At 39.1% G+C, this 22942-nt stretch carries 17 protein-coding genes; 8 read left to right on the top strand and 9 right to left on the bottom strand.

The genetic code is table 11. The annotated features are described in order from the left end of the window. Positions 1–148: 148 nt before the first annotated feature. The 3 genes from pflB (at position 149) to AC2INI_RS08600 (ending at position 4559) form a co-directional block, all read left to right on the top strand. On the top strand, positions 149–2425 hold the full coding sequence (gene pflB, locus AC2INI_RS08590) for a formate C-acetyltransferase (RefSeq protein WP_122033087.1): 2277 nt from the start codon (positions 149–151) through the stop codon (positions 2423–2425). Positions 2426–2586: 161 nt separating this feature from the next. After that, positions 2587–3324 carry a pyruvate formate lyase 1-activating protein gene (pflA, locus tag AC2INI_RS08595; RefSeq protein WP_122033088.1) on the top strand — a complete coding sequence of 246 codons (738 nt, stop codon included), beginning with the start codon at positions 2587–2589 and terminating at the stop codon, positions 3322–3324. 65 nt (positions 3325–3389) lie between these two features. Then, positions 3390–4559: a cupin domain-containing protein gene (locus tag AC2INI_RS08600; RefSeq protein ID WP_122033089.1), complete on the top strand. Its 1170-nt coding sequence runs from the start codon at positions 3390–3392 to the stop codon at positions 4557–4559. 110 nt (positions 4560–4669) lie between these two features. Here AC2INI_RS08600 and AC2INI_RS08605 read toward each other — a convergent pair whose 3' ends face one another. The 6 genes from AC2INI_RS08605 to AC2INI_RS08630 form a co-directional block, all read right to left on the bottom strand. Then, on the bottom strand, positions 4670–6805 hold the full coding sequence (locus tag AC2INI_RS08605) for a methyl-accepting chemotaxis protein (protein ID WP_486304618.1): 2136 nt from the start codon (positions 6803–6805) through the stop codon (positions 4670–4672). 209 nt (positions 6806–7014) lie between these two features. Then, positions 7015–8010: a murein tripeptide/oligopeptide ABC transporter ATP binding protein OppF gene (oppF, locus tag AC2INI_RS08610; protein WP_122033091.1), complete on the bottom strand. Its 996-nt coding sequence runs from the start codon at positions 8008–8010 to the stop codon at positions 7015–7017. Then, positions 8010–8975, bottom strand: coding sequence for an ABC transporter ATP-binding protein (gene oppD, locus AC2INI_RS08615; protein WP_045102376.1), 966 nt, complete (start codon positions 8973–8975; stop codon positions 8010–8012). The genes oppF and oppD overlap by 1 nt, the downstream gene beginning before the upstream one ends. 50 nt (positions 8976–9025) lie before the next feature. Next, a complete protein-coding gene (oppC, locus tag AC2INI_RS08620; protein WP_122033092.1) occupies positions 9026–9928 on the bottom strand; it encodes an oligopeptide ABC transporter permease OppC in 903 nt (300 codons plus the stop codon). A 14-nt stretch (positions 9929–9942) separates the two neighbouring features. Further along, positions 9943–10863 (bottom strand): oligopeptide ABC transporter permease OppB, encoded by a 921-nt coding sequence (oppB, locus tag AC2INI_RS08625; RefSeq protein ID WP_045102378.1) that lies wholly within the window; start codon positions 10861–10863, stop codon positions 9943–9945. A 105-nt stretch (positions 10864–10968) separates the two neighbouring features. After that, positions 10969–12633 (bottom strand): ABC transporter substrate-binding protein, encoded by a 1665-nt coding sequence (locus AC2INI_RS08630; RefSeq protein ID WP_486304619.1) that lies wholly within the window; start codon positions 12631–12633, stop codon positions 10969–10971. Positions 12634–13253: 620 nt separating this feature from the next. Here AC2INI_RS08630 and AC2INI_RS08635 point away from each other — a divergent pair. Further along, on the top strand, positions 13254–15791 hold the full coding sequence (locus AC2INI_RS08635) for a glycosyl hydrolase family 18 protein (protein WP_122033095.1): 2538 nt from the start codon (positions 13254–13256) through the stop codon (positions 15789–15791). 98 nt (positions 15792–15889) lie between these two features. On the opposite strand, the gene AC2INI_RS08640 is transcribed toward AC2INI_RS08635, so the two are convergent. Further along, on the bottom strand, positions 15890–16468 hold the full coding sequence (locus AC2INI_RS08640) for a thymidine kinase (protein WP_122033096.1): 579 nt from the start codon (positions 16466–16468) through the stop codon (positions 15890–15892). Between the two features lie 89 nt (positions 16469–16557). After that, positions 16558–17946 (bottom strand): cysteine--tRNA ligase, encoded by a 1389-nt coding sequence (gene cysS / locus AC2INI_RS08645; RefSeq protein ID WP_122033097.1) that lies wholly within the window; start codon positions 17944–17946, stop codon positions 16558–16560. Positions 17947–18093: 147 nt separating this feature from the next. On the opposite strand from cysS, the gene AC2INI_RS08650 reads away from it, so the two are divergent. The 4 genes from AC2INI_RS08650 (at position 18094) to AC2INI_RS08665 (ending at position 21104) form a co-directional block, all read left to right on the top strand. Then, on the top strand, positions 18094–18591 hold the full coding sequence (locus tag AC2INI_RS08650) for a peptidylprolyl isomerase (protein ID WP_486304620.1): 498 nt from the start codon (positions 18094–18096) through the stop codon (positions 18589–18591). 56 nt (positions 18592–18647) lie between these two features. Then, positions 18648–19373, top strand: a complete 726-nt coding sequence (lpxH, locus tag AC2INI_RS08655) for a UDP-2,3-diacylglucosamine diphosphatase (protein ID WP_122033099.1) — start codon at positions 18648–18650, stop codon at positions 19371–19373. Between the two features lie 114 nt (positions 19374–19487). Further along, positions 19488–20690: an EAL and HDOD domain-containing protein gene (locus AC2INI_RS08660; protein ID WP_486304621.1), complete on the top strand. Its 1203-nt coding sequence runs from the start codon at positions 19488–19490 to the stop codon at positions 20688–20690. Positions 20691–20705: 15 nt separating this feature from the next. Further along, on the top strand, positions 20706–21104 hold the full coding sequence (locus tag AC2INI_RS08665) for a YchJ family protein (RefSeq protein WP_122033101.1): 399 nt from the start codon (positions 20706–20708) through the stop codon (positions 21102–21104). A gap of 207 nt (positions 21105–21311) precedes the next feature. Here AC2INI_RS08665 and AC2INI_RS08670 read toward each other — a convergent pair whose 3' ends face one another. Further along, positions 21312–22736, bottom strand: a complete 1425-nt coding sequence (locus tag AC2INI_RS08670; protein WP_122033188.1) for a sodium-dependent transporter — start codon at positions 22734–22736, stop codon at positions 21312–21314. Positions 22737–22942 lie beyond the last annotated feature (206 nt).

Consider the following 22942-nt stretch of genomic DNA (forward strand, 5'->3'; position numbering starts at 1 on the left):
CAATATGAATGCTTATAAGCTAGGTTTTATAATCATCCATATTGTTATTAATATTAGAGTGTACTATTTAACCTCTCTATGGGGATATGAGTAACTCAACTCATTATAAGTAGTACGTATTTTTTCTACTAAGAAAGGTAGGTATATCATGGCAGAGCAATTTGCTAAAGCTTGGACAGGTTTTGCAGACGGTGAGTGGCAAAACGAAGTTAACGTTCGCGATTTCATCCAAAAGAACTATGCACCTTATGAAGGTGACGAAGAATTCCTAGTTTCTGAAGGTACTGAAGCAACTAACAAGCTTTGGGCTAAAGTAATGGAAGGCATCAAACAGGAAAACGCAACTCATGCACCTGTTGATTTTGATACCTCTCTTATCTCTACCATTACAGCCCATGACGCTGGATACATCAACAAAGACCTAGAAACAATCGTTGGTCTTCAAACTGATGCTCCTCTAAAACGTGCAATCATCCCTAACGGTGGCGTACGTATGGTTGAAGGTTCTTGTAAAGCATATGATCGTGAACTTGATCCTATGGTTTCAAAAATCTACTCTGAATACCGCAAAACACACAATGCTGGTGTTTTCGATATCTACACTAAAGACATTCTAAACTGTCGTAAATCAGGTGTTCTAACAGGTCTTCCTGATGCATACGGCCGTGGTCGTATCATTGGTGATTACCGTCGTGTTGCACTTTACGGTATTGATTTCCTAATCAAAGACAAGCTAGCTCAATTCGCTTCTTTACAAGAACGTTTTGAAAAAGGCGAAGATCTAACAGCAACAATGCAACTTCGTGAAGAAATTGCTGAGCAACACCGTGCTCTAGGTCAAATCAAAGTTATGGCAGCTAAATACGGTTGTGATATCTCTGAGCCAGCAACTACAGCTCAAGAAGCTATTCAGTGGACTTACTTCGGCTACCTAGCTGCTGTTAAATCTCAAAATGGTGCTGCAATGTCTCTAGGTCGTACTTCGACTTTCCTAGACATCTACATCCAACGTGATATCGAAGCGGGTCTTCTAACTGAAGAACAAGCTCAAGAAATGATCGATCACTTCGTAATGAAGCTACGTATGGTTCGTTTCCTACGTACTCCTGAATACGATGAATTGTTCTCTGGTGACCCAATCTGGGCTACAGAATCTATGGGTGGTATGGGTATTGACGGTCGTACACTAGTTACACGTACTAACTTCCGTTTCCTAAACAGCCTTTACACTATGGGGCCTTCTCCAGAGCCAAACATCACGGTTCTTTGGTCTGAGCAACTGCCTGTAGGCTTCAAACGTTTCTGTGCAAAAGTATCTATCGATACTTCTTCTATCCAGTACGAAAATGATGACCTAATGCGTCCTGACCTAGGTTCTGACGATTACGCTATCGCTTGTTGTGTATCTCCAATGATCGTTGGTAAGCAAATGCAGTTCTTCGGTGCTCGTGCTAACCTTGCGAAAACAATGCTTTACTCTATCAACGGCGGCGTTGATGAGAAGCTGAAAATCCAAGTTGGTCCTAAAGAAGCGCCAATGACAGATGAAGTTCTTGATTACGCTAAAGTAATGGATCGTCTAGATCACTTCATGGATTGGTTAGCAACTCAATACGTTACAGCATTGAACTCTATCCACTACATGCACGACAAATACAGCTACGAAGCGTCTCTAATGGCTCTTCATGACCGTGACGTTCGTCGTACAATGGCATGTGGTATTGCTGGTCTATCTGTTGCAGCCGATTCACTATCTGCAATCAAATACGCTACAGTTAAACCAATTCGTGACGAAGATGGCATCGCTATCGATTTCGACATCGAAGGTGATTACCCTAAATTTGGTAACAACGACGCTCGCGTTGATGATATCGCATGTGAACTAGTTTCTACGTTCATGGGTAAAATCCGTAAGCTTACTATGTACCGTAATGCTATCCCTACTCAATCTATCCTTACTATTACATCTAACGTTGTATACGGTAAGAAAACTGGTAACACACCAGATGGTCGTCAAGCAGGTGCTCCTTTTGCTCCTGGTGCTAACCCAATGCACGGCCGTGATGAGAAAGGTGCTGTAGCATCACTAACATCAGTAGGTAAACTACCGTTTGCTGATGCACAAGATGGTATCTCTTACACATTCTCTATCGTTCCTAACGCACTAGGTAAAGACGATGACAACCGTCGTTCTAACCTTGCAGGCCTAATGGATGGTTACTTCCACCACGAAGCTAACGTAGAGGGTGGTCAACACCTTAACGTAAACGTTCTTAACCGTGAAACTCTAGAAGACGCAGTTAAGCACCCAGAGAACTACCCACAACTGACTATCCGTGTATCGGGTTACGCTGTGCGTTTTAACTCTCTAACTACTGAACAACAAAAAGACGTAATCGCACGTACTTTCACTGAAACTTTATAATTTCAGCGTTAATTAAGTAGCATTAAGCCCTGCCATTTTGGTGGGGCTTTTTTATTTCCACTTTCCTCATAATTCCCCCTATTTCTCTCTGGTTTACCCTACTTAATTAGCCCAAAGTGTAATAAAATGACTACATAATTATAGTTCGGAGAAATGTCGTCATGTCTGTAGGTCGTATTCACTCTTTTGAATCTTGTGGTACCGTTGATGGTCCAGGTATTCGCTTTATCATCTTTTTACAAGGCTGCTTAATGCGTTGTATGTATTGTCATAACCGCGATACTTGGGATACCCATGAAGGTAAAGAAGTTACCGTAACTGAATTAATTGAAGAAGCTAAAAGCTACCGCCACTTCATGAAAGCGTCTGGCGGCGGTATTACTTGTTCTGGTGGCGAAGCGATGCTTCAACCTGAATTTGTTCGTGATTTCTTCCGTGCAGCACAAGCTGAAGGCATGCATACTTGTCTAGACACAAATGGCTATATTCGTAAGCACACCGATGTAATCGATGAAGTATTAGAAGTATCTGATCTTGTTATGCTTGACCTTAAACAGATGAAAGATGACGTGCATAAAGAACTAATTGGTGTATCGAATACTCGAGTTCTAGATTTTGCGCGTTATTTGCATAAAGTTGGCCAGAAAACATGGATCCGCTACGTTATTGTTCCTGGCTATACTGACGATGAAGAATCAGCACACCTACTTGGTGAATTCATTAAAGACATGGATAATATCGAGAAAATTGAACTACTTCCTTACCACCAATTAGGTGCGCATAAATGGGAAGCGATGGGACTTGAATACCCTCTTGATGGAGTAAACCCTCCTTCTAAAGAAACCATGGAAAAAATGGTAGAGATCCTGAGCCAATACCATAACAACGTGAAATTCTAAGCTCGAACTTCACCCTAAATTTATTCTAAATGCCCGACTATCGGGCATTTTTATTGGAAAAAATCATGTATCAATTAAGCTTTTCACTACAAGAGTTTCTCTCAGAATATTGGCAGAAAAAACCCGTTATCATCAAAGGTGGTTTTGAAAACTTTCAAGATCCAGTAACGCCTGAAGAGTTAGCAGGTTTAACACTAGAAAATGACGTAGATTCTCGCTTTGTTTCTAACTTAAACAACGAATGGAAAGCAGAACACGGTCCATTAAGCGAAGAACTATTCGATACGCTGGGTGAAACCAATTGGTCTATTATCGTTCAAGCCGCGAACCATTGGCACGAAGGTGCTGCTGAGCTATTTAAACCATTCAAACAAATGCCGAACTGGTTATTTGATGACATCATGATCAGCTATTCTGTGCCAGATGGTGGCGTTGGTCCACACATTGATCAATACGATGTTTTCATTATTCAGGGCCAAGGTAAGCGTCACTGGCGTGTGGGTGATATCGGTGAATATCAAGAAGAGCACCGCCATAGTGCATTAAAGCAAATCACTGGGTTTGATCCTATTATCGATCAAATCTTAGAACCTGGTGACATTCTTTATATTCCACCAGGCTTCCCACATGACGGCTATGCATTAGAACCATCAATGAGTTATTCTGCGGGCTTCCGTTCTCCAAAAGAACAAGAGCTAGTGAGTAATTTTGCGGATTTCATTATTGAAAATGAAAAAAGTGATGTGCATTACCACAATCCAGAGCTTAAAGCGCAAACTCACGGAACAGAGATTACAACGCAAAGCTTTGAAGGCTTAAAAACCATGATGTTAAATGCCATGTCTGATGAACAGAGCCTTAAACAATTTATGGGTGAATATTTAAGTAACTCTCGCCATCATTTAAATATCCTTCCTGATTCTGAAAAATGGACAACTGAAGAGTTACTTGGTTACTTACAATCAGGTCAAGCTCTGATCAAAGTTGCAGGTCTTCGTGCTTTCTATCATGAAACAGAAGCTTGTGAAGATAACATGACGCTTTATGTTGATGGCGAAAGCTATGTTTTCCCACTAGCTGTAAAAAATGATGTCATTGCTCTATGTGAAACATCAGAATTTACACTGCTTGATATTGAGAATTTACTGCAAGATCCACACTCAGTATCTAACTTACTGCAGTTTGTTAATATAGGTTACTGGTTCGTAGAATCAGAAGAAGAAGACGAAGAATAGCAATCACTATACTAATCTGATTTTTTACCAATGTAATTAATTGTACAGATTAAACAACAACGCCCATGAGTTTAACTTCATGGGCGTTTTTATTTTCATAGCACAAAGCCTTAGACTTTAAACTGTGACATCAGCTCTTTTTGTTGCGTAGATAAAGAAGACAGTTCTAAACCAACCTCTTCACCTAAGTTCGCTTGCTCTAGCATCTTTTGGCTTGAATCTCTGATATTACTGACACTTTGATTAACTTCATTGGATACCGCTTGTTGCTCTTCTGCTGCTCTTACAATTTGCATATTCATGTCTTGTATCGTTACCACCGCATCACTGATTTGCTGCAAACTTTCTACTGATAATTTAATAGTTGATGCACCATCTAGCGCTATTGTATTTCCTTCTGTTATTGCAGAAACCACGGATTTAGTTCCTGATTGCAACTGCTCAATAACCGTACGTATCTCATCAACAGAATCCCCAGTACGACTTGCAAGTTGACGAACTTCGTCAGCCACAACAGCAAAACCTCGCCCTTGCTCACCTGCTCGTGCTGCTTCAATGGCTGCATTCAATGCTAATAAATTTGTTTGCTCTGAAATACCTTCGATAACCGATAAAATCGTCGTAATATTAATGCTATTACTTTCTAATTCTTGGGCTACGGGAACCGCTTTTTCCATATTAGCGACTAAAGATTGGATCACCGACTCAGTTGTGAGTATTAACTCTTTTCCTTGGTTTGATGCTGATTCTGCTTGTTTAGCCGCATCAGCTGCTAATGTAGAGTGATCAACCACTAAGCTTGCTGTTTGAGTTAACTCCTCAACAGCAGTTGCAACCATATCAACTTCTTTAAATTGAACATCACTACCTTCTTTAGACTCACTTGCAATAACACTCGATCGCGCAGCAACATTAGATAGCTCATCACTACTTTGAGCGACATCTTTAATTGTAAATTGCAGTTTTTCTAAGAAAGCATTAAACCAATGTGCCAGTTGCCCTACTTCATCTTTACTCTGTATAACCAAACGTTGGGTTAAATCCCCTTCACCAGAAGCAATATCTTTTAAGCGTGCCGCGACTAATGAGATAGGTCTAACAATCTGCTTTGTTGCAAACCATAAAGCCATCAAAACTAAAAAGGTCAATCCTAGGCCAACACCAACCTGCATAAATAAAAATTCATTACCTTGTTCTATAAGCAATTGATCTAATTTTTTAGCATCAGAGAAAACAGTTTTTCTATCAACTTCAATAATTACTCCCCAATTTTGCGATTTTAAATTAATAGGTACAAAGACAAATAATTTATCCTGGCTATCCGACCATATTAATTGTGTCGTCCCTTGGGAGACCCAAGAAGGCACAGAGGATAATGTACGATTGTAAGATCCAAGACTCTGACCAAAGGCTGCCTCTTTCTGATCAGATAAGATGAGTTGCCCTTTTCCGTTAACCACATAGATCGCCCCTTCACCATTAAATATCGCTTTATCGGCTTGAGTAATTAATCCCGATAATCGGGCAATATCAAGATCAATACCAACCATACCGATAATTTCATTATCTTTTATTAATGGCGCAGTAATAGAACTAATTAATCTTGTTACGCCATCGCTGTCGTAATAATAAGGGTCCATAATACATAATCGGTTTTCTTTTAAACTACAAGTAAACCAATAATTCGCGGCATCACCATTAGATTTTGCAGCTGTATTAACTAACTCTTTCTCTGTAAATACACGCATTTGAGCGTTATCAGAGGCCGATTTAAACCAGTAAGGAGCAAAGCGCCCTACTTTATTTGAACTGGCATAAGCAGCATCATGATAGTTAAAATCTTCTCCATCTAACATATCAGATAAATAAATACTGTAAGTACCGTAAATATTAGAATATTGCTCAACAGGCCTCTTCATCATCTCACTCAAAGATTGGCGTAAATCACTGCTATCCATAAAAGTATCTTCTGCACTCTTTTGAAAAAACAGCGCACTTTCAGCAAGCATCTCTGCTCGATAAATAGCCTCATCTAAGTAAGTCTGTATTTGCTTCGATTGATTTTTTGCTTCTGCCACTAATAACGTTTGAGTTTGTTGAATAACAGAATCTGATGTTTGTTTTTGAACGATCTTCTGATTCTCAATCGAAGAATAGATTGAGAAACCAATCAATGATGATGCGAGCGTAATAAGTCCAATTGCAGCAGCAATGGTTATCTTCCACTGAAGGGATAACGAATGCATATAATATCCTTTTAATATGAGTTCATTTTTATATCGGCATCAATTAAATAACATTTAACCAATTTTATACATTTATAACATTTGAATTTTAAATATAAAAAAAGCGCGATATAAATTGACTATCGCGCTCAAGCCTGTCACAGGCTGAATACATCTAAACTGTAAATAAACCACCACAATCAATCTTGATAATAGTGGTTATTTTTATATTAAATATCGGTTACTGCCAAACAAGAAACAGCATGTACATCTGTTCCTTTTAGCTCTGGCCTTGTTTGTGCACACGCTTCAGTTGCTTGTGGACAGCGAGTACGAAATACACAACCAGATGGTGGATTAATAGGTGAAGGTAAATCACCTTCTAGCATCTCAATCACTTTTGCTCTCTCAAGCTTTGGATCTGGAATTGGAACCGCAGACATTAGTGCTTTAGTGTATGGGTGCTTAGGATCACTAAACAACGCATCAGACTCGCCAAGTTCAACCTCATTACCCAAATACATAACCAGTACGCGATCAGAGATGTGTTTTACTACTGATAAATCATGGGCAATAAATACTAAACTTAGACCAAGCTCTTTTTGCAGTTCTTTCAGTAGGTTTACTACTTGTGCTTGGATCGATACATCAAGAGCTGATACTGGCTCATCACAAATGATCATTTTTGGTTTTAAGATAAGCGCTCGAGCAATACCGATACGCTGACACTGCCCACCAGAAAATTCATGAGGATAGCGGTTAATTACGTTAGGCAATAAGCCTACCTTCGCCATCATCTCTTTTACTCTATCTTTCACTTCTTCTTTCGTTAACTTCGAGTAAAAGGTTTGCAGTGGCTCAGCAATAATATCGCCAACTGTCATACGTGGATTAAGAGATGCCAATGGATCCTGAAAGATCATTTGGATCTCTTTACGCTTCTGACGTAGAGGCTCATCTTCCAGCTTAGTTAGATCTTGCCCTAACCAAACCACTTCACCCTCTGTTGCTTCTACTAAACCAATAATGGCACGAGCAAATGTTGATTTACCACAGCCAGATTCACCTACAACACCCAGAGTTTCGCCTTCATATAAACGAACGTTAACCCCATCTACGGCTTTCAAATTTGCAGGTTTCGCCCAAGGCCATACTGACTTTGATGGAATGCTAAAGTGAACTTTTAAGTTCTTTATATCTAGTATTAATTTTTTATCTGCTGACATTACCACGTCTCCTGATCAGAAAAACAAGCACGTAAACGACCAGCTGCAAATGGTTGCAGGATCGGAGCTTCTTGCTTACAACGGTCCATTACACGATGGCAACGCTCTTGATAAGGGCAACCTGTAGGTAAACGAAGTAAGTTTGGTGGATTACCAGGGATAGTTGGTAAAATCTCACCTTCTTGATCTAAACGAGGAATAGCTTTTAACAGACCTTCTGCGTATGGGTGGCTTGGTTCATAGAAAATTTCATTCACTGAGCCATATTCCATTGTACGACCTGCGTACATCACCAATACTTTATCACACGAGCCTGCAACCACACCCAAGTCATGGGTAATCATAATGATAGCGGTATTAAATTCACTTTTTAGTTCATTCAATAGCTGCATGATTTGTGCTTGGATAGTTACATCTAGTGCTGTTGTTGGTTCATCCGCAATAAGTAGCTTAGGACGACATAATAATGCCATCGCAATCATTACACGTTGACGCATACCACCTGAAAACTCATGTGGGTACATAGTAATACGCTTACGAGCTTCTGGTATTTTAACCGCTTCTAACATGCGAACTGATTCTTCAAATGCTTCCGCTTTACCCATGCCTTTATGCAGCATTAATACTTCCATTAGCTGCTCGCTAACTTTCATGTATGGGTTAAGTGACGTCATAGGATCTTGAAAAATCATCGCCATTTGCTCAGCACGAATGCTGTTTAACTCTTTTTCAGGAAGGTTAAGAATTTCTTTCCCTTCAAATTTTGCACTACCAGTAATGATACCGTTTTTAGCCAAAAGGCCCATTAATGCAAATACAGTCTGTGATTTACCAGAACCAGATTCGCCTACGATACCCAATGTCTCACCTTGTTGTAGTGAGAAGTTTAAGTCATTTACTGCGGTTACGTTGCCATCTTGAGTTGTAAACTCTACACGCAGATCTTTTACATCTAATAAACTCATAATTCTTTCCTGCTCAAATTTGTTTAATAACTAACTGTCCATACAGAGGGTTATCTGTCTTTTGGATCCAGCGCATCACGTAAACCATCACCTACATAGTTAAAGCAGAATAAGGTAACAACCATAAATAAAGCTGGGAAAGTTAACTGCCAAATCGCCACTTCCATTGTTTGAGCACCTTCTTGAAGCAAAGCACCCCAACTTGTCATTGGCTCTTGAACACCAAGACCTAGGAAAGATAGGAAAGATTCCGTTAAGATCATGCTTGGGATAAGTAGTGTTGAGTAAACAGCAACAATACCTAATACGTTTGGAACGATATGGCGAGTGATGATACCCCACTTGCTCACACCACAAACGTGGGCTGCTTCAATAAATTCTTTACTACGCAAACTAAGCGTTTGACCACGTACAATACGAGCCATATCTAGCCAAGCAATCGCACCAATAGCAACAAAGATAAGTACAATATTACGACCAAAGAAAGTCACTAGTACGATTACTAAGAACATAAATGGAACCGCATATAAAATTTCAATGAAACGCATCATGATTCGGTCAACTTTACCGCCAACAAACCCTGATGTGGCACCATAAAGAGTACCAATAAGTACCGCAACTAATGCGCCTAAGATACCTACCATTAATGAGATACGGCCACCAACCAGAGTACGAACAAATAAGTCACGACCTAAACTATCCGTACCAAAAAGGTGAGCAGCACTTGGAGCTTCGTGCAGTGCATACCAATCCGTATCATCATAAGCGTACTGACTGAACATTGGTAAGAAGATTACCGCTAGTGTCATTACTGTAAGTACACAAAGGCTGATCATTGCTGCTTTGTTTCGCATGAAACGTAGGCGAGCATCCTGCCATAAACTACGACCTTCAATCTCAAGATTTTCTGAGAAAGATTCGATCGCTTCTAAATTTTCTTTTTTAGTTAACATACGTCCGTCCCCTATTAAAAACGAATTTTCGGGTCAATTACAGCTAGTAATACATCAACAATCGCGTTGAATAAGATGAATAGGAAACCAATTAAAATGGTAACCCCCATTACTAACGAATAATCACGGTTAAAAGCTGCGTTTACGAATAACTTACCAATACCTGGTAAACCAAAAATAGTTTCGATAACAACTGAACCGGTGATGATACCTACAAATGCGGGCCCCATATAAGAAACAACAGGCAGCATTGCTGGTTTTAACGCATGTTTTAGAACGATGTAGCGGTAGCTTAACCCTTTTGCACGAGCAGTACGGATAAAGTTACTGTTAAGAGTTTCAATCATGCTACCGCGGGTAATACGAGCAAAAGTTGCAACGTACAGGAATGACATACCCAAGATTGGTAAGAACATGTATTTAAATGAACCATCATGCCAGCCACCTGCTGGGAACCAACCAAGCTCAATAGAAAATAAATAAATAAGAGCAGGTGCCAACACAAAGGATGGCATTACCACCCCGACCATGGCGGTGGACATTATACTGTAATCAAGCCAGGTATTTTGCCTTAATGCGGCTAGCGTACCAATTGATACACCAAGTACTACAGTAAAGATAAAGGCAAAAAAACCTACTTTTGCAGAGACCGGTAATGCCGCTTCAACAAGTTCATTAACTGTATAATCTTGGTATTTAAATGATGGGCCAAAATCACCTTGCAGAATGTTTCCAAGGTAAGTTGTGTATTGTTCAAATACAGGCTTATCTAAACCATATTTTGCATTGATGTTCGCCATTACTTCTGGTGGAAGTGGGCGTTCGGTAGAAAATGGGTTACCAGGGGCGAATCTCATTAAGAAAAATGAGATGGTGATCAATACCAACATAGTTGGGATTGCTTCAAGGATCCGTTTGATAATGAATTGAAACATAATTCACTCTTCCAGTCTGTGACAAAAATAAAATAAAGATAGATCTAGCCACTACACGCTATCCTGCGTGCAGTGGCTTTTTTTTATAGTTTTATTTGCTAATGATTACTTAGCTTTGATATATAGATCTTTTGAGTAGATTTTCTCTTCCGCATTTTCAGCTGGGAAGCCACCTACTTGTGGAGAAAGTAAACGAGAACGAACATACTGATAGATAGGTGCGATTGGCATATCTTTAGCTAGAAGCTGTTCAGCTTGTAGGTAGATAGCGGTACGCTCTTCTTCAGACGTTGATTTTAGGGCTTTTTCGATTAACGCATCGTATTCAGCACTTAGGTAGTGTTTACCACCTGTTGTGTTTTTGCTCACCATTAGAGTAAGGAAAGAAGATGCTTCATTGTAATCACCACACCAGCCAGCACGTGCTACTTCAAATTGACCTTGGTCTTTTGAATCTAGGTAGGTTTTCCACTCTTGGTTTTCTAGAGAAACTTCTAGGCCAAGTGTCTTCTTCCACATAGAACCTGCTGCAACAGCAATTTTCTTATGGTTTTCAGATGTGTTGTATAGAAGAGTAAATTTCAGTGGATTTTCAGGACCAAAACCCGCTTCTGTTAATAAACGTTTTGCTTCTGCATTACGCTCATCTTGAGTCATCTTACCGTAAGCTGGTAGCTCTGGATTGAATCCAGCTGTGATTTCAGGCGTTAGGAAGTAAGCCGGTTTTTGGCCTTGACCTAGGATTGCGCCAGATACGATATCACGATCGATTGCGTAAGAAATTGCTTTACGAACTCGAACATCATCAAATGGTTTCTTTTGAGTATTGAATGAGTAGTAATAAGTACACAGGCTACCTTCAACAGAAACAGACTCTGGGTTCTCTTTCTTTAGACGCTTGAAATGTTCAGTAGGCAGTGTTGATGTAAAGCTGATTTCACCAGAAAGGAAACGGTTCATTTCTGCCACTGGGTTTTCAATTGGTAGGTACGTTACTTTATCAAGTTTTGTATCTTGATTATCCCAGTATTGTTCGTTACGAAGCAGTTCTAAACGCTCATTTACAACCCAGCTATTTACAACAAATGCACCATTACCAACAAAGTTACCTGGTTTAGTCCACTTATCACCGAATTTTTCAACAGTTGCTTGATGCACAGGTTTCACTGTTGTGTGACCCATCATCATTACAAAGTATGGTACTGCTGTGTCAAGTTGAATTTCTAGTGTGTGTGCGTCGACCGCTTTAACACCTAGTTCACTCTTGTCTTTTTTACCAGCAATAATGTCTTTTGCATTTACCATCTTAGTATATTCCATATACCAAGAATATGGTGATGCTGTAGCAGGATCAACAGCACGTTGGAAGCTGTATACAAAGTCATCTGCTGTTACAGGATCACCATTTGACCATTTAGCGTCTTCACGTAAATGGAAAATGAATTTTTTATTATCTGCAGTTTCCCAGCTTTCCGCAACACCAGGGATAGTATTACCATCAGCATCTTGGTTTACAAGACCTTCTAGTAGATCACGAATTACATGAGATTCAGGAACACCTTGAGATTTGTGAGGATCAAGAGTAGCAACTTCAGTACCGTTACCACGTGTAAGTTCTTGAACATCAGCATAAACCACTTCTGTCGACATTGGTTTTTCAGCAGGTTTTGTTTCTTTAACTGGTTGCTCTGCAGTTTTATCTCCACAGCCAGCTAGTGTTAGTGACAGGCCACCAAGCAAGATTGCTTGTGTAATTTTATTCTTATACATGCATTAACTCCAATACATTCTATTTTGCATCCATGACACTCTTCGGGCAGAACGACTTGCCAATCATTTATGATCTAAAAAACGTTAAATACGTCTTAAAAAAAATAAATCCTTCGAAGAATCGTGTGGGACATTAGCAACCATCGAAGCATTTTGCCACATTTTTGTCACAAAACACCTGATAATTTTTAAAATCATCACATTTTACAGCATAAATGACCAGTTATTAGCCTATAGCCGTATTCAAATATATAGAAAACTAGCAAAGACTAGAATTCAATACCGTTAATAACATTTTAGATACAGTTTACAATATAAAAAACCAATATTTACTCAACAAAATAACCGATAATTCATTGATTAATCTGCTCCTTCACCTAAAAAAACATTAATTTCACTCGAAAAATAACTTCACCCAATTACACAACATGTAAAAACAATATTTTCGAGTGAGCCTTCACTTTTTTATACTGGTTACATTTTGAGCATGTTGAATGTATAAGCCTGCTGCCAAACTAAATACAACAACTGGAAATTTATAAAATACATACAAATATAAATAGCAGAGCTGAGTATTTCAGCTGTAATCCAACTGGATTAATCAATCAAGGATGTTATTTATGTTTAAAAATAAACTGGGGCTGTGCTCCGCGGCAATTACTCTTGCCCTCTCAGCCCCAACTTATGCAGCAACGCCAGGACAAGCCATTATTTCTTGGATGGAAACAGATTTTGCTATTATTGAAGTAGATCAAGCTGCTACATCATATAAAGATCTTGTCACGCTAAAAGACTTTGCAGAAGTTCCTGTAACATGGGACCGATGGTCTGGAGAATCAGCGGAAGTATGGCGCGTGCTATTAAATGGGGTTGTTGTTCATGAAGAAGCCGTTTCTCCTGCTGCTTCACAAAAAGCCTCTACCGTTCTTCAAGTTCGTCAAGGTGGCCAATATTCGATGACAGTACAACTTTGTAATGGCGCTGGAGCAACAGAAGAATGTAGCACCAGTGATGCAAAGTCGATTGTCGTTGCTGATACTGATGGTAGTCATTTAGATCCCCTACCAATGAATATTGACCCAACAAACGGAAATTACACAACACCAGAAGGAATGGTATCAGGTGCTTATTTTGTTGAATGGGGCGTCTATGGACGTAAATTTGCAGTTGATCAGATCCCTGCTCAAAACCTCACTCATATCCTCTATGGCTTTGTTCCAATTTGTGGCCCTAACCCCTCTTTAGGTGAGATTGAAAATGGCAATAGTTTAGCTGCTCTTAATCGTGCTTGTGCTGGAACTCCTGATTATGAAGTGGTTATCCATGACCCATGGGCAGCAGTACAAATGCCACAACCTCAATCAGGTCATGTCCACAGCACACCTTATAAAGGGACTTATGGTCAAATGATGGCTCTTAAACAACGCTATCCAGACCTAAAAATTGTTCCTTCTATTGGAGGTTGGACATTATCAGATCCTTTCTATGACTTTGTTGATAAATCTAAACGTGACATCTTTGTTTCTTCTGTTAAGCAATTTCTTAAAACATGGAAGTTTTATGATGGTGTAGATATTGATTGGGAATTCCCTGGCGGCGATGGTGCAAGTGCAACTGGTGGTGATCCTGTAAATGACGGCCCAGCTTATGTAGCCCTAATGCAAGAACTAAGAGCAATGCTCGATGAGCTAAGTGCAGAAACAGGAAAAACCTATGAGTTAACCTCTGCAATCGGTGCTGGCTATGACAAGATTGAAGATGTTGACTATGCTGCTGCATCGCAGTACATGGATTATATTTTTGCTATGACATACGATTTCTTCGGCGGTTGGAACAACGTAGTTGGCCATCAAACTGCATTAAATTGTGGCTCACATATGTCACAAGGTGAATGCGATGGTACTGGTCTTGATGATAAAGGTGAACCGCGTAAAGGCCCAGCATACACCATTACAAATGCGATTGACTTACTACTTGCCCAAGGTGTTGACGCTAAAAAATTAGTCGTAGGTACTGCAATGTATGCTCGTGGTTGGACAGGCGTCACGCGTGAAAGCATGACTGATCCAACAAACCCAATGACTGGTGTTGGTAATGGTAAAGTTGCTGGTTCTTGGGAAGCAGGTGTAATTGACTATAAAGATGTCGTGACTCGCTACGTAGATAAAGTCGGTGTTGAAGTTGGTTATGATGAAGTCGCTCAAGCCGCTTATGCTTATGATCCTAGTAATGGTGATCTTGTTACTTACGATAATAAGAAGTCGGTATTAGCTAAAGGTGAGTATGTTCGTTCACTCGGTTTAGCTGGTTTATTTGCATGGGAAATCGATGCAGATAATGGTGACATTCTAAATGCAATGCAAGAAGGGCTTGCTGGTGACGGTACAGTTACTCCTCCTGCAAACAAAAAACCAGTGGCTAATGCTGGCGTAGATGTTTCAGTTATCGCCCCTGCATCGGTACAGCTTGATGCTTCGTCATCATCTGATAGTGATGGTTCTATTGTTTCTTATGCATGGACGCAAGTCTCTGGATCTAGCGTTACATTAAATGGTGCAGATGCAGTTAATCCAAGCTTTACAACGGATACGTTAACTCAGTCTGAAATACTTCAATTCACGCTAACCGTTACTGATGATAAAGGTGCTACTGCATCTGACTCAGTAGCAGTGTCCGTAAGTGTTGAAGGTACAGGGCCGGTAAATACCCCACCTGTAGCTGTTATCGTTGCTCCAATATCAGTAAACAAAGGCGATGTTGTTACGCTTGATGCATCAACATCAACTGATGCAGACAGTGATCCATTAACCTATTCATGGGTAATCCCTATTGGTATTGATGCTACTGTTGTTGGCTCTCAAGCAACCTTTACAGCAGGCTCTTATACTGTAGATACTCCTTTTACTTTCTCTGTCACAGTGAATGATGGTCAGGCATCAGATACTTCAAACGTTACCCTAACTGTTCTGAAAGATGCGGGAGAACCTCCTATCACTTGTGATAATGCATGGGACTCATCTGCAATCTATAACGGCGGAGACCAAGTTTCACATTCAGGCAGTGTATGGGAAGCTAAATGGTGGACTACAGGCGATAACCCAAGCCAATCTGGTGATTGGGGAGTATGGAAAAGCGTCGGTATTTCTACTTGTAACTAATACCCTTAATAATCCATAAATATAAAAAAGGCCACGTTCGTTTATTTGAACATGGCCTTTCATTTTTTACTCTAAGTATAAGTTACCAAGGTTCTGTATTACTTACCTAGTGCTTCTTTATAATGCAAACGGCAAACTGATACATACAATTCATTACCACCAATAGCAACCTGATCACCGTCAGCAATAGCAACCCCATGTTCGTCAGTACGAATAACCATGTTAGCTTTACGACCACAATGACAAATTGTTTTAAGCTCAACTAATTTATCAGCCCAAGACAATAAATATTTACTTCCTTCAAACAGCTCACCTAAGAAGTCAGTTCTTAAACCATAACATAATGCTGGGATATCTAACTTATCCACGACTTCGGTCAATTGATAAACCTGCTCTTTCGTTAAGAATTGGCATTCATCAATTAACACACAATGAAGTTTCTCTTTTTCATGAAGCGTTTTAATTGCTTCAAATAGGTTCATATCTGTATTAAATAAATGAGCATCAGCATCTAGACCAATACGAGAACTAACTTTACCCACACCGTAACGATCATCAATCGCAGCAGTAAAAATAGCAGGATTCATTCCGCGTTCTTGATAATTAAAAGATGATTGAAGAAGTGTCGTAGATTTACCCGCATTCATTGCTGAGTAATAAAAGTACATTTGAGCCACAAATGTGTCCTCTATTAAAGTTTAAAAAGTTATAAATTTGGCAATAAAAAAGGCTGGAAAACCAGCCCCTTTAATATAATTAGTTAAGATTACTTACGACGCCATGTCGTCCCTTCTGGGCCATCTTCTAAAACAATGTTTAATGCTGCAATCGCATCACGAGCCGCATCAGCAGCTGCCCAATCTTTTGCTGCACGAGCATCATTACGCGCTTTAATTAAAGCTTCAATTTCAGCAACTTCATCGTCACTGCCATTATCACCTTGTAAGAAAGCTTCTGGATCTTGTGATAACAAACCTAATACATCCGCTAGCTCACGCATTAATGCGCCTAATTTCGATGCTGCTTCTATATTTTCTGTTTTTAGGCGGTTTACTTCACGAGCCATTTCAAACAGAACAGAATAAGCTTCTGGTGTATTGAAGTCGTCATTCATCGCCGTAGAGAAACGGGTAACAAACTCTTCTCCGCCTGCAGCCGTAACAGTTAGATCAAGACCACGTAAAGAGGTATATAAACGCTCTAGTGATGAACGAGCTTGATTCAGGTTATCTTCACTGTAGTTTAATTGGCTACGGTAATGACCAGACATTAAGAAGTAACGCACTGTTTCAGAATCGTAATGCGCTAATACATCACGAATAGTAAAGAAGTTACCTAGTGACTTAGACATTTTTTCACGATCAACCATAACCATGCCACTGTGCATCCATGTATTTACATACTTAGAGTCATGAGCACAGCATGATTGTGCAATTTCATTTTCATGATGTGGGAACATCAAATCAGAGCCACCACCATGAATATCAAAATGGTTACCTAAAATTGAAGAGTTCATCGCAGAACATTCAATGTGCCAACCTGGACGACCCGCTCCCCATGGAGATTCCCATGTTGGTTCACCTGGCTTAGACATTTTCCATAAAACAAAGTCCATGCTACTGCGTTTAACACTTGCTTCTTCAATAGAAACACGAGAACCCGCTTGAAGTTGCTCAAGGTCTTGACGCGATAAGCGGCCATATTCATCGTATTTCTTTACTTCAAACATTACGTCACCATTTGACGCAACATAAGCAAAACCACGCTCGATTAGACGCTCAACCAAAGCAACAATTTCAGCAATATATTCAGTTGCTCTTGGCTCAACATCTGGACGTTTCATATTCAACGAATCAAAATCAGCATGCATATCTGCAATTAAACGTTCCGTTAATGCATCACACGTTTCACCGTTTTCAGCAGCACGCTTAATGATTTTGTCATCAATATCAGTAATATTACGAACAAAAGTTAGATCGTAACCTAAGAAACGTAAATAACGAGAAATCACATCAAAAGAGACAAACGTACGACCATGACCAATGTGACACAAGTCGTAAATGGTAACCCCACACACATACATACCGACTTTACCTTCGGTAATTGGTTTGAATTCTTCTTTTTGACGTGTAATTGAGTTATATATTTTCAACATGCTCTTTTTTTACTCATTATTTGTTTAAAGGATATATAAAGGCTATTAAACCTATATTAAGTAATGATAGCAAGAAAATTCCCTGTAGATCCGCGTTAATCTTAGGTAAAATCAAATTCTATTTAATACAATTACAAAGGTAATTCAATGATCATCCTTCACACATCTTTTGGTGACATCACAGTTAAACTTCACGAAGACAAAGCACCGGCTACTTGTGCTAACTTCCTACAATACTGTCAAGAAGGTTTCTACGACAATACTCTATTCCACCGTGTAATTGATGGCTTCATGGTTCAAGGCGGCGGTATGACTTCTGGTCTTGAAGAGAAAACAAGCCGTGCAACAATCAAAAACGAAGCAAACAATGGCCTAAGCAACAAAGTAGGTACATTAGCAATGGCTCGTACTATGGAACCGCATTCTGCAAGTTCTCAATTCTTCATCAACGTAAACGACAACAAATTCCTAGATTTTAAATCTGAGTCTATGGATGGTTGGGGTTACTGTGTATTCGCTGAAGTTGTTGAAGGTATGGACGTAGTTAATACAATTAAAAACGTTGCAACTGGTAACTACGGTTATGTACACCAAGATGTTCCAATTGAAGAAGTATTCATCACTGGTACTACAATTACAGAATAATTCTGTTTTTATGCCAGCTCTCGGGCTGGCATCTTTTTCATGACTAAAAGCATTTTATGACTATTTTATTCATCTCAGATCTCCACCTCTCCCCACTTCGTCCCGATATCACAGATTGTTTTATCGATTTTATGAAGAATGAAGCTATTCACGCAGATAAATTGTATGTCTTAGGCGACTTATTTGAATTCTGGATTGGCGATGATGATAATTCACCATTTAATGTCCTAATTAAAGAAGCGTTTAAAGCCCTAACTCAGCAAGGTGTTGAGTGTTACTTCATTCAAGGTAATCGTGATTTCTTATTAAATAAACGTTTTTGCAAAGAAACAGGCGTTCAACTTTTAGCAGATCACACAGTCATTGAACTCGATGGCGAAAAAGTGCTTATCATGCATGGAGATACTCTGTGTATTGATGATATTAAATATCAAGAGTTTCGCGCTAAAGTGCATCAACCATGGCTGCAATGGGTATTCAATCGCATTCCCCTATTTATACGCCAGCGCATAGTTAAAAATGTTCAAGATAAAATAAAAGCAAAGAAGCAACACAAAACATTGACTATAATGGATGTAACGCAAAGTGAAGTTGAAAGAGTGATGTTAGAAGAAGGGGTAGAAAGACTGATCCACGGTCATACACACCGTCCTAATGTGCATACTTTTAATCACAAGACTAAAGAAATGACCCGTATAGTGCTAGGAGACTGGTATACACAAGGATCTATTCTCGAATATAAGAACAATAAATATACGCTTCATAATAAAAGTTTTAAATAAATCACATTACTGACCCCTCTTTATCTTTGCCATAAGGAGAATCATAGTCTTTTTGTAATAAAGGGATTATGATGACTCAAGTTTCGATTCAACACGCTGTAGAGAATAGTTGTTATGTACTCATATGTTGCCCGTCAGCCAATTTTAGATATAAAGAAAAATACAATTGGTTACGAATTATTGTTCCGTGATGGACCAAAAAATACGTTTCCAGCCGTTGAAGCGGAAGAAGCAACAAGTCGATTATTGTCTGACCACTTTCTTAGCTCACACTGTAATGCAACCAATGATAAATTAGGTTTTGTGAACTTTCCTCAGCAGAGTTTAATCAACCTTGTTCCTGCGCTATTTAATTCTAATAATTTAGTTATTGAAATACTTGAAGATTGCATTCCAAATCAAGAACTTCTTGATGCTGTTAAGACTCTCTCAGAACGTGGGTATAAACTCGCACTGGATGATTTTGAGCCGAGCCCAGACTGGACGCCATTTCTTCCTTATATTGATATCATTAAATTTGATATCCGTGCGATCCCAATATTAAAAGCAAAACTATTTATCCGTCATTGTGATAAATATAAAATTGCGTTTTTAGCTGAAAAAGTAGAAACCTATGAGGAATTTGAACAAGCCAAAGAAGCTGGCTTTACTTATTTTCAAGGATACTTTTTTAGTAAACCAGAAATGCTACAACAACGCGCAATTCAACCTAATCAATTATCAATAATGCAGCTGTATCAAGAAATTTCAGCACCTATTGTTGATTTTAATGCGGTCGAAAAATACTTAGTACAAGATGTATCACTGTCTTATAAATTACTGCGTTTTGTTAATGCCTCTTCTATTATTGACAAACCTATCACCTCTTTTAAACAGGCATTAGTTTATTTAGGCGAAACGAAACTACGTCAATTTGTCTCTTTAGTTGCTGTAGCTCACGCGACACAACACAAACCGCAATCTCTATATACGTTATCCATTCATCGAGCTAAGCTCTGTGAACTTATCGTGACGAAAACAAATATTAACCTTGAACCAAGCCAAGCCTTTTTGGTCGGCTTATTTTCATTGTTAGAACCATTATTAGACCAACCTTTAAATAGCTTAATTCAACACTTGCCTATTTCTACAGAAATAAAACTGGCCCTGACAGAACGTAAAGGAGCCCTTGGTATGCTGATATTGGCAATTGAAAGTTATGAAAAAGCCAATTGGTCGGTCGTATCTAAATGTTGTATAGCATTAAAGATGAGCGAACAAGAATTTACTACCTGCTATAAAGAATCTGCCGAATGGGTAGATGACATAGCAAACTAAGAGTAATACCTATTCATGTCTAAATCGAATCACTGTCCATGTGGCACCAAGAAGAATTATTCAGTGTGTTGTGAGCCAATTCACAACAACCACGTCTTAGCAACAACACCTGAGCTATTAATGCGCTCTCGTTACAGCGCTCATGTAAAACAGCTCACCCAATACATTATTGATACTTATCATCCATCATGTAAAGCGGAAGAATTTAGAGAAGGTATTGAGGATTCAATCCAGCTCAATTGGCGTAAACTAAAAGTGATCTCCGCGCACTTATCTAATCAAACTGACGATGAAGGTTTTGTATCATTCAAAGCTACCTATTCTGAAGATGGTCAACTACATCAATTAAAAGAGCACTCTCGTTTCTTAAAAGAAAATGGTAAGTGGTATTACATTGATGGCGAGATTGAATAAGCTAATTGAACACTAAAATTTAAAATTAAAGCCTGATTATTTATCAGGCTTTTTTATATTTATAACTTTTATGTTTTGTGTATAGCTATACAATTAATGATTAATCAAATAGTACTTGAATTGATATTCCCTAATTTTAGACATAAAAAAACGAGAGCGATGAGACTCTCGTTTTTATTTATCTACTTGCTGCGAGTGCTATCTAGATTAGAATTTCTTCGAGATTAGCGCTGAACCAGCAATGATAGCAACACCTAGTAACATGATAGGACCTTTGCCACCATCAAATCCAGATGAGATACCCATAAATGCAACGATTGCGATTGCAACAGGGATGATGTACTTAACTAGAGCGTACCATAGGCCAAACAATGGGAATTTCACTTCGCCGCCGTTTGTGATCTCATCTTCAAGATCTTCACGCTTCAGTCTCCAACCAGCAAAGATACATACCAACATACCGCCTACCGCTAGGAAGATCTTGTCTGTTAATAAATCAAAGATATCAAATGCACCAGTATCAAACAGAGTTGGCCCTAAGCCGCCTAACGATAAAGAAGCAAATACACATAAAATAGCCATTACAGTACTTGCTGCAATTACGGCTTTCACTCGAGTAAATTTCTTCTCATCAATTAAGTAAGAAACCACAACTTCTAGTAAAGATACTGAAGATGTTAATGCCGCAACACTTAAACCAATGAAGAACATCAGAGCAAGTAAAAGACCAATTACACCGCCCATTTCAGCAAACAGTTGAGGAACAACAACAAACACTAGACCAGGGCCAGCTGTTGGTGCCATACCGAAAGCAAACATTGCAGGGAACATTGCAACACCAGCAAGGATAGCAACACCCGTATCCATCGCAGTAACCATTGCTGTTGTTTGAACTAAGTTCTCTTTCTTCTTCAAGTAAGAACCATAAGTCATCATACAACCCATACCCAGAGACAGAGAGAAGAATGCTTGACCAAGTGCAGCAAGAATAACGTTACTGTCAATCTTAGAGAAATCAGGGCTAAATAGGAATTCAAGACCTGCCATTGCACCAGGAAGCATTAGTCCTTTTACTGAAACAATAACAAGAATCAAAAATAGTAAAGGCATCAATACCTTACCAGCCTTCTCGATACCACCAGAAATACCCTTCATTACGATAACGATATTTAGCAGTAGGTAGAAGCCCATCCACATTAATGGTTGCACTGGATCAGAGATAAACCCACCGAAGCTATCACCAATCGCCTCAGGCGCATCTAAAAGACCTGTACCAACCTTACCGATGTAAGCAATAGCCCAACCACCTACAACAGGGTAAAAGCCCATTATTAATAAACCACTGACAACCCCAATAACACCTGCAAACGTCCAGCGACGATCTGTTGACTTAAATGCGCCAACTGCAGATTTTTGAGTACGACGGCCAATAGCAAATTCGGTTAGCATTACGCTAAAACCAATAAAAATTACAAAGAATAAGTAAATAGCAACAAATGCACCACCACCATTCTCACCAGCTGTATATGGAAATTTCCAAATATTACCAAGACCAACAGCAGATCCTGCTGCAGCCATTACAAATCCTAATTTTGAACCCCAGGTATCACGGGGCTTAGTGGTATTGCTCATAGCTACAAGTTCTCCAATTATTCTATATTGTTGTATATGCACTGTGTTTGTATATGAGCATCAAAGTGGTGTATATAATTATGTACACTCTAAAAAATGTTAAGTAATGCTCAATATTTGCAAGTAAAACAGTTTGAGAATAAAATTGAAACCCCAATAGCTATATTTTTTAACGTATAGCCCTCTTTTTTAACTCAAGTGTTTAC

This window comes from Aliivibrio friggae, from assembly GCF_057368515.1.